The sequence below is a fragment of the Barrientosiimonas endolithica genome (assembly GCF_030296655.1).
Lineage (GTDB): Bacteria > Actinomycetota > Actinomycetes > Actinomycetales > Dermatophilaceae > Barrientosiimonas > Barrientosiimonas humi.
On the sequence record NZ_AP027735.1, the window covers coordinates 2,737,846 to 2,750,266 of the forward strand.

The following is a 12,421-nucleotide window of genomic DNA, read 5'->3' on the forward strand; positions in this document are numbered from 1 at the left end:
CCGCGTGGGCTGCCCGCGCCGCTAGCCCGGCCCGACGCCCGGCTCGCCGAGCCGGCCGAGGTGCTGGGGCGACGGCCCGCAGGACGCGAGCCGGACGTACGGCGGCGTTCGGTGCTCATGGACCCTCCCGGCTCAGGCCGTGAACCGCGGGAAGGCGCTCGCGCCGGCGTAGACCGCGGCGTCGTCGAGCTCCTCCTCGATGCGCAGGAGCTGGTTGTACTTCGCGACGCGGTCGGAGCGCGCGGGCGCACCGGTCTTGATCTGGCCGCAGTTGGTCGCGACGGCGAGGTCGGCGATCGTGGTGTCCTCGGTCTCGCCGGACCGGTGCGACATCATCGAGGCGTAGCCGTTGCGCGCCGCGAGCGAGACGGCGTCGAGCGTCTCGGACAGGGTGCCGATCTGGTTGACCTTGACCAGCAGCGCGTTAGCGGCGCCGTCGTCGATGCCGCGCTGCAGCCGCTTGGGGTTGGTGACGAACAGGTCGTCGCCGACCAGCTGCACCTTGTCACCGAGCTGCTCGGTCATCTGGGTCCAGCCGGCCCAGTCCTCCTCGTCCAGCGGGTCCTCGATGGAGACCAGCGGGTAGGCGTCGACGAGCTCGGCGTAGTAGTCGACCATGTCCTTGGCCGAGCGCTTCTTGCCCTCGAAGGTGTACTTGCCCTTGTCGGCGAACTCGCTGGCCGCGACGTCGAGCGCGAGCGCGATGTCGGTGCCGGGCTTGTAGCCGGCCTTCTTGATCGCCTCGACGATGAGGTCGAGCGCGGCGCGGTTGGACTCCAGGTCGGGGGCGAAGCCGCCCTCGTCGCCGAGACCGGTGGACAGGCCCTTCTTCTTCAGCACGTCCTTGAGCGCGTGGTAGACCTCGGCGCCCCAGCGCAGCGCCTCGCGGAAGCTCTCCGCACCGATCGGCGCGATCATGAACTCCTGGATGTCGACGTTGGAGTCGGCGTGGGCGCCACCGTTGAGGATGTTCATCATCGGCACGGGCAGCACGTGGGCGTTGGGGCCGCCGACGTAGCGGAACAGCGGCAGCTCGGCCGAGTCGGCGGCGGCCTTGGCCACCGCGAGCGAGACGCCGAGGATGGCGTTGGCGCCGATCGAGCCCTTGTTGTCGGTGCCGTCGAGCCCGATCATCTCGGCGTCGATCAGCCGCTGCTCGCTGGCCTCGAAGCCCAGCAGCGCGGGCGCGATCTGCTCCATGACGGCGTCGACGGCGTCCTCGACGCCCTTGCCGAGGTAGCGCTTCTTGTCGCCGTCGCGGCGCTCGACGGCCTCGAACTGACCGGTCGACGCACCGCTCGGGACGGCTGCGCGGGCGATGGTGCCGTCGTCGAGCGCCACCTCCACCTCGACGGTGGGGTTGCCGCGGGAGTCGAGGATCTCGCGGGCGCCGATTGCTTCGATGGTGGCCACAGATGGCTCCTTGAGGTGTGGCGTGATCGGTCGCGCCCAGGCTACAAGCGGCCCGCGCGGCACTCCGGGACCGACCCGCAGAGCGGGACGGCCGAGGCGGGTGTACGCCCGCGCCGGCTCAGGCGCGCTCGTCCAGCAGGGCGCGCAGCTGCTCCCAGCCGCGGGCGGTGCCGACCCGGCTGTCCTCGGCGAGCTGCTCCAGGCGTACGTCCAGGGCGGGGTCGGCGCCCCGGCGCCGCACGCGGGCGCGCACCTTGTCGACCACCAGCGGCAGCGGCAGCGAGGCGGGGATGCCGGCGAGCAGGTCGGCGGCGTCGCGGGTGGGCTTCTCGTCGGCCTTGATCTGCTCCCAGGCGCGCTCGACGTCCTCGGGCGAGGAGGCGTCGCCGTCGGCGAAGACGTGCGGGTGGCGGCGCACGAGCTTCCCGACCAGACCCGCCGCCACGTCGTCGACGTCGAACGGCGCCTCGGGGTGCTCGGCCGCGATGCGGGCGTGGAACAGCACCTGCAGCAGCACGTCGCCGAGCTCCTCGGCCAGGTGCTCGCGGTCGCCGACCTCGATCGCCTCGACGGTCTCGTGCGCCTCCTCGAGGAGATACTTCGTGAGCGACTCGTGGGTCTGCTCGGCGTCCCACGGGCAGCCGCCGGGCGAGCGCAGCTGGTCCATCACGGCCACGGCGTCGAGCAGCCGGGCTCCGGGGACGTCCCAGGACGCGACGAGCACCTCGACCTCGGGCGGGTCGGGCAGCCGGGTGAGCTCGGCGGCGAGGGCGTCGGTGAGGCCCGGGTCGGCGTCGGGCGACCCCACCCACACCGTGCGCGACGAGAGGGCCGACTGCGCGAGATCTCTTGCGAGAGAATCAGGTTCGGCGACCAATGCCTCGACCTCGATGCCGCTGCTGACGAGCGCGGCCGGGGTCGGGTCGTCGAGGTCGATCGCGAGCACCCGGTCGGCGCGGGAGAGCACGTCCCACGCGTCGCGCGTGAGCAGGCCCGCGGCGACGCGCGGGCTGGTGACCAGCAGGGTCAGCGACCCGGCCGGCTCGGTCACTGCGGCGGCGCCGGCTGGGCCGAGGCGGCTGCGTCGGGCCGGATCCACGGGGTCGCGGCCGGGCCGATGGCGCCGCCCTTGGCATAGCTGCCGTAGCGCGGGTTGAGCTGCACGTCGGCGGTGTTGATCAGCCGGTTGATGGCTTCCTGCCCGGCGGCGCGGCCCTGCAGCAGCTGACCGAGCTCGCCGTTGGCGCGGGTCATGCTGATGGTGGACGGGCTGGGGTCGCGCAGGCCGTTCTGGGCGAAGGTCTGCTCGACCATCGACGGCGAGATCGTCGCGCCCTGCTGGGCCGCGATGCGGCTGATGGCCGGGCCGAGCGCGAGCAGCACCGCCGCCTGCTGGCCGCTGATCTCGCTCTGCGGGTTGATCGAGCGCAGGTCGGCGACGGCGTCCTGCACCTGGCTGGTGCTGACCGTGGTGTCGCCGTACTTCGCCGCGACGCCGCCGTCGGTGAAGACTCCGCTGGTGCCGCACCCGGTGAGTGCGGTGGCGGTGGCGACCGCCGCGAGCGCGCCGAGGGCGCGCCGGCCCGTGCGGGAAGTGGCCATCTGGGGGATCCTCTCGTGCTGGCGTCGGCGGCCATCTTGTCACGCCGCCCGATCGCTCCACACGCGCGAGGGGAAGGAGCGCCGCAGCGCGGGCACGACCTCGGCCACGAACAGCTCGGCGCCGCGCCGGATCACCGGCTCGGGCACCCCGGGACCTCCAGCGGCACGCCGGTCAGCTCGTGGCCGAACGCCTCGCGGTAGCGACCGATCTTGTCCAGCACCTCCTCGGGCGAGCCGACCAGGGCCGACCCCTGCTCGAGGAACTCCTCGAGGGTGCGGAACGGCAGCCGGTTGTGCCGGGCCCCGGGCGAGTCGAGGAAGGCCCGGAAGGCCGGTTCGTACGCCCGGCGCGCGTCCTGGGAGCGCGGCGCCACGACCAGCGCGATGAACCCGGCGCCGACCACCGCGTCGGCGGGGTCGTGCCCGTGCGCCGCGAACCGCTCGCGGTAGTGGTCGATGAGCGCGGCGTAGGTGCGCATCGGGTGAAAACCGTTGGCGGAGAACAACGGCTCGCCGAACCGCGCGGCCAGCTCGGTCGACTCCGTCGACGAGGCCGACCCGTGCCAGACGGGGATGCCGGGTTGCTGCAGCGGGCGCGGCTGGGTGGTGGCCTCGACCAGGTCGGGGCGGAACCGCCCGCTCCAGGTCACCCGCTCCTCGCGCAGCAGGCGGCGCAGCAGCTCGTACTTCTCCCGGTTGCGTTCCCACTGCTCGTCGAGGTCGTAGCCGAACAGCGCGTTCTGCTCGGGGTCGTTGCCCTTGCCGATGATGATCTCGAGCCGGCCGCCGCTCAGCTGGTCGAGCGTCGCGTAGTCCTCGGCGACCCGCACCGGGTCCAGCAGCGACAGCACGGTCACCGTGGTGAGCAGGCGGATGCGCTCGGTCCGGGCGGCGACGTACGACAGCAGCACCGGCGGCGAGGACGAGAGGAACCGTTGCGCGTGCCGCTCCCCCACCCCGTAGGCGTCGAAGCCGAGCTGCTCGGCCCAGCGGGCCTGGTCGACGACGTGCGCGAGCCGGTCACGGGGGCTGAGCTGCACCCCCGTGACCGGGTCGGGACTGTTGTCGACCAGCGTGTAGCTGATCAGCCTCACGCGGGGACCCGCTCGCCGGCCGCGCGCTCGCGCTCGGCGACGGCCTGGCGCACCAGCGGGATGACCTGGCGGCCGAAGTCGACGGCGGTCTCGTGCAGGTCGTAGCCGCGGGCGGAGAAGATGCGCACGCCGAGGTCGTAGTAGTCCAGCAGCGCCTCCGCCACCGTCTCGGGGGTGCCGACCAGCGCTGTCGAGTTGCCGCCGCCGCCGGTCGCCCTCGACGTCGCGGTCCACAGCGCGCGGTCGTGCCGCTCCCCGACTCGGCCGCCGCGAGCAGCCGCTGGGAGCCGGCGTTCTCCGGCGTCGACCCGTTGCGCCGCAGGCGACCGCGCGGGGAGTTGCCGACCGCGGTCAGCGCCTCGATCTCGCTCAGCGTGCTCTCCGCCTTGGCCCAGGCCAGCTCCTCGGTCGCGCCGAGGATCGGCCGGAAGGCGACCTGGATCGTCGGCAGCGGGCGGCCCGCCGCCTCGGCCGCGCGACGGATCGTCTCGATCTGCTCCCGGGTGCCGGCCAGCGGCTCGCCCCACAGGGCGAACACGTCGGCCTCGCTGGCGCCGACGTCGTACGCCGCGGGCGAGGACCCGCCGAAGCTGATCCGGGGGCGGGGCTGCTGCACGGGCTTCACGTCGGCCAGGAAGTTCTCCAGCTGGTAGTGCTCGCCGGCGAAGTCGAACGGCTCGTCGGAGGTCCACGCCTGCTTGAGGATCTGGATGAACTCGCGGGTGCGGCCGTAGCGGTCGTCCTTGGCGAGGTGGTCGCCCTCGGCGGCCTGGTCGGCGGTGCTGCCGCCGGTGATGACATGCACCTCGACCCGGCCGTCGCTGATGTGGTCGAGCGTGGCGAGCGTCTTGGCGGTCAGCGTCGGGGCCGCGGTGTTGGGCCGGTGCGCGACCACCAGCCGCAGCGAATCCGTCTGTCCCGCAAGGAAAGCCGCGACCTGGGCCGGGTCGGGCGACCCGGAGTGGTAGGCGAACAGCACCCGGTCCCAGCCGTTGTCCTCGTGAGCGCGGGCGAGCTTCGCGGCGTACCTGAGGTCGAGCGCCCCGCCGGAGCGGGCGCGGGTCTCGGTGCCGTCGTGGTTGGCGGCCATTCCCAGGAACTCAACTGGCATGACGGTGCTCCTTCGTGAGGGTGGTGGTGTCTTCGCCGGCGCGCGCGAGCCTGCCGAGCAGGTGTCGCGCGAGCCGGTCGTTCTGCCGCAGCGCGGGGCCGTCGAAGCCGGGGCGGACGAAGCCGCCGCTGCCGACGCTGCCCGAGACCGCGGGACCGACGAGGAACCGGTCGGGGTGCGCGCTGCCGTCGGCGCGCACCGCCCGGCACTCCTCGTCGGACGTGAGCTGGCCGGCGACGAGCCGGCCGGTGGTGGGGTCGTGCACGCCTTCGGCGCGCAGCTCGCCCGAGGCGACCAGCCGACGTACGACGGGGTCGGTGACCCGCGTGACGTCGGGTCGCGGGAGCCTCGCCTCCACGAGCGCGCGGGCCCGCACCGGGGCCGGCACCGCGGGCGAGCGTGCGACGAAGCCGCGCTCGGCGAGCTCGACCTCGACGTCGGGGCCGAGGAAGCGCACGACGCCGGCCCGGTGCAGCGCGAGCAGCTCCGCGAGGCGCCGCGGCGGGGGCCGCTCGCGAGGTAGGAGAAGAAGCCGTGGAACTCGCGCTCGAAGCGAATCACCCTGTCGGCGCTGGAGATCCGGCCCTGCCGCGCAAGCGTCGCGAGCACGGCGTAGATCGACAGCAGCCCGTCGAAGACGGCGCGGTCGCTGGAGCGGGAGGCGTCGGCGCGGCGGGCGATGTCGGCGCGCACGTGGGCGACGACGTCGGCCTCGAGCGCCTCGCCGGAGTCCCACGCGCGCCCGGCCAGGGGGCGGTCGAGCAGCCGCAGGTCGAGCCGGTCGGCGGGGTCGGGCACCTGCCGCTCGACGGCCGCGAGCAGGGTGGGCGAGCCGGGTGGCTCGGTCGCGATCGCGCGCTCGAGGTCGCGCCAGGTGCCGCGGGTGCGCTCGGGGTGCGCGGCGAACAGGCGGCGGTAGTGCAGGTCGGTGATCTCGCGCTCCACGAGCGGGCGCAGGTGCTCGTCCCAGTCGAGCGTGCCCACGTCGGGCAGCGCGTCGACGCGCAGGTGGTGCAGGGCGACCGGGCCCTGCGCGCCCACGTCGTAACCGAGCTTGGCGCGGTAGGGCACCCCGCGCGTCGAGCCGACGTGCAGCACCGGCTCTCGGCCGCTCGGGTGGTAGGTCAGGTCGTCGCCGGTCCCGGTGAAACGCCCGCCGCGGCCCTCGCCGAGCAGGACGAACAGGTCGACGAAGGCCAGCCCCATCCCCCGCACCAGCACCGGCTCGCCCGGGCGCAGCTCGCTCAGGTCGAGGTCGGCGGTGTGCCCGGTGGGGACGTACGTCAGCCCACGCCCGTCGGCGGCCGCCTGCCACACCCGCTCGGTCGGGCTGGGTCGCTGGGCGAGGTAGCCCTGGGCGAGCACCACCGCGTCGGCGTCGAGGGGTGACCCGTCGGCGAGGGTCACTCGCTGGCGGCCGTCGTCGAGGTCGTCGAGGGCGACCGCCGACGTCGCGTGGTGCACGACCTCGACTCCCTCGGGGAGCCGGTCCAGCGTGCGGCGCCAGGCCCACCCCAGATAGTCCGCCTGGACGGCGCGGGGTGCGAACTCCGTTGATCTCATGGGCTGCTCGCGGTCGAACCACCCGTTCTGGTGCAGCGTCTCGCGCCCCTCGCCGACGGCCCACTCGGCCAGCGAGGGACCGTCGTCGACCGGGCCGTCGCAGGTCACCGACGCGTCGGTGAAGATCGTGACGTCCTCGGCCAGCGAGTTCATCCACAGCAGCCGCGACTGGGCGTGCCGCCAGATGCGGCCCCCGCCGGGCGGGTGCGGGTCGACGACGTGCACCCGCAGCCCGAGCCCGGGGGCGACCTCGGCGGCGTTGGCCGCGAGGCGCATCAGCACCCCGAGGGCCCGCGGGCCGCCGCCCACCACGACGAGCGATGCGGCGCTCATGAGGTCGGTCGGTCCGGGAGGCCGGGCGGGTTGAGCTCGGACTTCTTCACCGACTCGCCCGCGAGGCCCCAGCGCTGCAGGATCTTGGCGTAGGACCCGTTGGCGATCGCCTTGTCGAGCGCCGCCCGCACCACGGGGGTCAGCCCGTTGCCCTTCTTGCTCAGCGTCCCGACCTTGCCCTGCACCGGGTAGCTGGAGGAGACGGTGCCCGCGATGCGCGTCGTGCCGCTGGTGGCGACGTGGTAGGTCGCGGTCGGGTTGGGACCGAGGAAGGCGTCGATGCGGCCCGAGGACAGCGCGAGGTAGTAGTCGGCCGTGTTCTGGTAGTAGACGATCTTGATCGGCGCCCGGCCGGCCTTGCGGTTCTCGTCGTTCCAGCGCAGCAGGATGTCCTCCTGCAGCGTGCCGGAGCTGACGGCGACCCGCTTCCCCGACACGTCCTTGGCCGACCGCACCTGCAGCTTCGAGGTCTTCGGCACCTCGAAGGCGTGCAGCCCGAGGCGATAGGTGGCGAAGTCGTACTTGCGCTTGCGCTTCTCGCTCACGCCGATGTTGGCGATCGCCAGCTCGTAGCGGCCGGAGTCGACGCCCACGAACGTGTTCTCGAACGAGGTGGTGCCGATGCGCGGCTCGAGCCCGAGGGTGTCGGCGATCAAGAAGGCGATGTCGACGTCGACCCCGGCCGGGGTCTTGTTGTCGGTCGCGAGGAACGAGAGCGGCGGGGTGCCGCCCGCGGCCGCCGAGTTGCCGATCGCCAGCGCCCCGTCGCGGCGGATCGCCGCGGGGACCTGCCCGGCCAGCTTCGCGTCGTAGGTGCCCTTGACCCGGCCGGCCTGACCGGGCGTGGTGTCGTAGCGCACGACCTGCGCGGTCGCGGCCCCGCCGCCGGGCTGGGTGACGGTGGCCTCGGCCTGCTTCTCCTGCGGGTCGGCGCAGCCGGCGAGGCCGACGGCGACAACGGCGGTCGCGGCGAGGATGGCTCGAGTTTGCTTGCGGTTGCTCATGATCGGTGTCCTTGGGGTCAGCGGAAGCGGCGCAGGAAGGCGCGCGTACGTTCGTGGCTGGGGGCGTCGATGACGCTCGCGGGCGGTCCGACCTCGACCACCCGGCCGCGGTCGAGGAAGACGACGGTGTCGGCGACGTCGCGGGCGAACCCGATCTCGTGGGTGACCACGACCATCGCGACACCCTCGTCGGCGAGGCCGCGGATGACCTCGAGCACCTCGCCGACCAGCTCGGGGTCGAGCGCCGAGGTGGGCTCGTCCAGGAGCAGCACCGCCGGCCGCAGCGCGAGGGCGCGGGCGATGGCGACCCGCTGTTGCTGGCCGCCGCTGAGCTGACGCGGGTAGGCCCTCCTTCTCGGCGAGGCCGACGCGCGCGAGCAGCGACCGGGCGAGCTCGGTCACCTCCGACCGGTCGCGGCGCTGGGCCGACACCGGGGCCTCGACGACGTTCTCCAGCACGGTCAGGTGCGGGAAGAGGTTGAAGTCCTGGAAGACGAACCCGATCTTCGAGCGTTGCCGTCGCACCTCGCGCTCGGGCAGCTCGTGCAGGTTGTCGCCGGAGCGGCGGTAGCCGATGAGCTCGCCGTCGACCCGGATCAGCCCGCCGTCGACCTTCTCCAGGTGATTGACCGTGCGCAGCAGGGTCGACTTGCCCGAGCCGGAGGGTCCGATGATGGCGGTGACGCTGCCGTGCGGGACGGTGAGCGACACGTCGTCCAGCACCAGGTGGGGCCCGAATCGCTTGGAGACGGAGTCGATCTCGACGAGCGGCTGGCGGTTCTGGGGCTCGGTGGTCTCGGTGGTAGTCGTGGTCTCGGCGGTCATCGGATCTGTCCCGTCCGTGCGGTCTGGGCGCCGGCGCGCCACTCGGCGGCCTGGGAGCGCAGGCGCTGCAGCGGCGTCGGTGCCTGCGCCTCGCGGGAGCTGCCGCGGGCGTAGCGGCGCTCGAGGTAGTACTGCGCGACGGACAGCACCGTGGTGAGGACGACGTACCAGATGGTCGCGACGATGAGCAGCGGCACGACCTGCGAGGTGCGCCCGTAGATCACCTGCACCTGGTAGAAGAGCTCGGGGATCGCGAGCACCGACACGATCGAGGTGCCCTTGAAGAGGCTGATCACCTCGTTGGTCGCGTTGGGCAGGATCGAGCGCATCGCCTGCGGGAGGACGATCCGGAAGAACTGGCGACGGCGCGAAAGTCCCAGTGCCGCAGCGGCTTCCAGCTGCCCCTGGTCGACCGAGCCGATGCCTGCGCGGACGATCTCGGCGGAGTAGGCGGCCTGGTGCAGGGTCAGGCCGAGCACGGCCGCGCCCATCGCCCCGATGGCGGTGCTGGAGTCGATGGTGACCAGCTCGGGGCCGAACGGGACGCCGAAGCCCAGGCGCGGGTAGAGGTAGGCGATGTTGAACCAGAACAGCAGCTGGACGATGAGGGGGACCGACCGGAAGACCCAGACATAGGTCCAGGCGGCGCCGCGCAGCACCGGGCTGCCCGACAGTCGCATCGCGGCGAGCACGACGCCGAGGGCGAACCCGAGGACGGTGCCGAGCACGGTCAGCCAGATGGTGATGCCGAGCGCGTTGATGACCGTCCGGGAGAACAGGTAGGACCCGACCGTGCCCCACTCCCACGCGGGGTTGGTCACGAGGCCGTTCACCAGCTGCGCGAGCAGCACGGCCACCACGGCGGTGGCCACCCAGCGCCACGGGTTGCGGCGCGGGACGACGGTCAGGGACGAGCTGCTCGCCGGCGCCTCGGCGCGCGGCGGCGGGGCGGCCGCGGCGTCGCGCGCGGGGCCGGCGCGCAAGGTGGACGAGGTTGACATGGGTTCTCCTTCAACGGGATTCGGCTGAGAGCGGCCGGGGACCGACTCAGCTGGCGAGGGTCTGCACCGAGGTGACGAGGGGCTTCTCGAAGGCGAGGTGGCCGAGCTCCTCGGGGTCGGCGTGCAGGTCGAACTGGGGGCGTAGCCGGCGGCGAGGTAGAGCCCCCGCGCCTCGGGCTGGCGGGGCCCGGTGGTGAGGAAGATGCGGTGGTACCCGAGGCGCCGAGCCTGCTCCTCCAGCTCCTGCAGGACACGACGACCGAGGCCCTGCCGGCGGGCGTGGTGGGCGGTCCACATCCGCTTGACCTCGGCGACGCCCGGTTCGCGGCGGCGGATCGCACCGCCCGCGACCACCACGCCGGCGCGCTCCAGCACGACGAACGCACCGTGCGGGGCGTCGAAGTCGGTCACCGGCACCTCGACCAGGCGCTCGTTGACGCTGTCGCGGGCGTAGCGGGTGCCGTACTCCACCTGCAGCTCCTCCAGCAGCGGGCGCAGCACGGGGTCGTCGACGGGCACGACGCGCGCGGTCACCTCGGCCGGCCGGTCGGTCGCGGGGGCAGCAGCCTCCGCCGGCCGCCCCTCGAGGCGGGCGACGAACGCCGAGGCGACGGCGCCCAGGGCGGCGAGCACCTCCGGGGCGAGCACGGCTCCGCCGCCCTCGTGCAGGCGTACCTGCTCGGCGAGGACGAACCGCCCGCCCCCGACGTACGCCGGCTGCAGCGACCGCAGGACCGGCGCCAGCGCGTAGTCACCGACCAGGGCGTGCGCCAGGCTGCCCCCGGTCACCAGCGGCAGGACCGCCTTGCCGGACAGCGCGTCCCGCGGCAGCAGGTCGAGGAACGCCTTGAGCAGACCGGAGAACGACGCGCGGTAGACGGGCGTGCCGACGATGACGGCGTCGGCCCGCTCGATCGCCGCGACCGCGTCGGCCACCGCCGGCGCCGTGGGGTCGGCGCGCAGCAGCGGCTCGGCCGGGAGGTCACGCAGGGTGATGGCCTGCACCTGGTGGCCACGCACCGCGGCGCGCCGGGCGACGTGGTCGACGACGGCGTCGGTGCGCGACGGTGCGGTCGGGCTGCCGGTGATCGTGACGATGAGTGCCATGTGCGGATTCCCTTTGTTCCGAAGGCGATTCAGGACTTGGGCAGACCGGGCGGGTTGACCAGGGAGCGCGGCACGGCGTCGGCCTGCACGCCCCAGCGGTCGAGCACGGCGCGATAGCTGCCGTCGGCGATCGCTGCGTCGACCGCGGCGGCGAAGGCGGGCGCGAGACCCGACCCCTTCTTGCTCAGCACGCCGATGAGGCCCTGCCGCGACCCGCCGCCGGAGAAGCGGCCGATCTCGACCGTCTGCTTCGCGGTGTCGATGTGGTAGCGCACGTTGGGGCTCGGCCCGACGTAGGCGTCGATCTGGCCCGACTGCAGCGCGAGGTAGCGATCAGCCGGGTTCTGGTAGTAGCGGATCGTCGCCCGGGGCCGCCCCGCCTTGACGTTGGCGGCGTTCCAGTCGACCAGGATCTTCTCCTGGTTCGTGCCGGACCCGACGGCGAGCGTGCGCCCCGCGATGTCGGCCCCCGACCGCACCCGCCAGGTGGCGCCCTTCTTGGCCTCGACCGAGATGTCGTCCTTGCGATAGGTGGCGAAGTCGTACTTGGCCTTGCGCTCCTCGGTCACGGTGACGTTGGACAGCACCGCGTCGAAGGTGCCGGCGTCGACCTTGAGGAAGAGGTTCTCCCAGGAGGTGACCGGCTGCTCGACGCGCAGGCCGAGGATCTCGGCGAGCAGCCGCGCGAGGTCGACCTCGACCCCGGTCGGTGTCGTGTTGTCCTCGGCGAGGAAGGCCAGCGGCGGGGTGCCGCCACCGCCGGCGGCGTTGCCGATGACGATGCTGCCGCGCTCGCGCACGGCGGCCGGGAGCCGGGCGGCCGCCGCCGCGTTCTTCGCACCGGTCACGCGCGGCGCGCCGCTGCTGGAGCCCGCCGCGCGGGTCGCGGCGTTGCCGGGGTCGGCGCACCCGGCGAGGGCGCCCCCGGCGAGCAGGGTCAGGCCGCCGGCGAGCAGGGTGCGGCGGTCGAGAGAAGGGTTGGACGTCACGGAGGGTTCCTTCGGACGGACCGGCGGGCGGGCGTACGCTCGCGGCAGCCGGTGCGGGATCGCCGACCTGTCGGCGGATCCCCTTGCAGGACAGGGACTTGCGAGGTCTACCTGTCAGCGACAGAGGTCGCTTGCCACCTGCAGCAGATCGATGTGGCGACGGCGCACGAGGGCCTGGTTGCCGTTCATCCGTGAGTCTCCTGGATCGCGCTTGCCCGGCCGCTGCTGCGACCGAGCCAGGTCGTCACCCGGAGCACCCCACCGCGTCGGAGGGTTGCTGGCCAGCGAGCCGGGGCTTCGCGCTGACGCTCAAGACCTAACGAGAGATTATGGAATCCATTGCGTTGCGACAAGGAGGCCCCGCGGTCGTCTCGCCTGT

At 73.3% G+C, this 12,421-nt stretch carries 8 protein-coding genes, 1 pseudogene and 1 riboswitch; all 9 genes and pseudogenes read right to left on the bottom strand.

The window, feature by feature from the left end:
- Positions 1–132 precede the first annotated feature (132 nt).
- Positions 133–1,413, bottom strand: a complete 1,281-nt coding sequence (gene eno / locus QUE40_RS13900) for a phosphopyruvate hydratase (protein WP_289231342.1) — start codon at positions 1,411–1,413, stop codon at positions 133–135.
- 118 nt (positions 1,414–1,531) lie between these two features.
- Positions 1,532–2,464: a nucleoside triphosphate pyrophosphohydrolase gene (locus tag QUE40_RS13905; protein ID WP_289231343.1), complete on the bottom strand. Its 933-nt coding sequence runs from the start codon at positions 2,462–2,464 to the stop codon at positions 1,532–1,534.
- On the bottom strand, positions 2,461–3,015 hold the full coding sequence (locus tag QUE40_RS13910) for a hypothetical protein (protein WP_289231344.1): 555 nt from the start codon (positions 3,013–3,015) through the stop codon (positions 2,461–2,463). Before QUE40_RS13910 ends, QUE40_RS13905 begins: the two co-directional genes overlap by 4 nt.
- Before the next feature lie 131 nt (positions 3,016–3,146).
- The gene (locus QUE40_RS13915) at positions 3,147–4,109 is read right to left on the bottom strand and encodes an LLM class flavin-dependent oxidoreductase (protein ID WP_289231345.1); all 963 of its coding nucleotides are present in this window, start codon (positions 4,107–4,109) and stop codon (positions 3,147–3,149) included.
- Positions 4,036–7,116, bottom strand: coding sequence for an LLM class flavin-dependent oxidoreductase (locus QUE40_RS13920; protein WP_289231346.1), 3,081 nt, complete (start codon positions 7,114–7,116; stop codon positions 4,036–4,038). Before QUE40_RS13920 ends, QUE40_RS13915 begins: the two co-directional genes overlap by 74 nt.
- Positions 7,113–8,120 (bottom strand): ABC transporter substrate-binding protein, encoded by a 1,008-nt coding sequence (locus QUE40_RS13925; protein WP_289231347.1) that lies wholly within the window; start codon positions 8,118–8,120, stop codon positions 7,113–7,115. Before QUE40_RS13925 ends, QUE40_RS13920 begins: the two co-directional genes overlap by 4 nt.
- A gap of 17 nt (positions 8,121–8,137) precedes the next feature.
- Positions 8,138–8,945: pseudogene (locus tag QUE40_RS13930) on the bottom strand (amino acid ABC transporter ATP-binding protein).
- Entirely contained in the window at positions 8,942–11,053 is a 2,112-nt protein-coding gene (gene ssuE, locus QUE40_RS13935; protein ID WP_289231348.1) for an NADPH-dependent FMN reductase, read from the bottom strand. The pseudogene QUE40_RS13930 and the gene ssuE overlap by 4 nt, the downstream one beginning before the upstream one ends.
- A 29-nt stretch (positions 11,054–11,082) precedes the next feature.
- Entirely contained in the window at positions 11,083–12,042 is a 960-nt protein-coding gene (locus QUE40_RS13940) for a transporter substrate-binding domain-containing protein (RefSeq protein ID WP_289231349.1), read from the bottom strand.
- Between the two features lie 202 nt (positions 12,043–12,244).
- A riboswitch (SAM riboswitch) is annotated at positions 12,245–12,359 on the bottom strand.
- Between the last annotated feature and the right edge of the window lie 62 nt (positions 12,360–12,421).

Coding starts and splice junctions, on each gene's coding strand:
- QUE40_RS13910 (WP_289231344.1), bottom strand. CDS start 3,015: ATGGCCACTTCCCGCACGGGCCGGCGCGCCCTCGGCGCGCTCGCGGCG.
- QUE40_RS13920 (WP_289231346.1), bottom strand. CDS start 7,116: ATGAGCGCCGCATCGCTCGTCGTGGTGGGCGGCGGCCCGCGGGCCCTC.
- QUE40_RS13925 (WP_289231347.1), bottom strand. CDS start 8,120: ATGAGCAACCGCAAGCAAACTCGAGCCATCCTCGCCGCGACCGCCGTT.
- ssuE (WP_289231348.1), bottom strand. CDS start 11,053: ATGGCACTCATCGTCACGATCACCGGCAGCCCGACCGCACCGTCGCGC.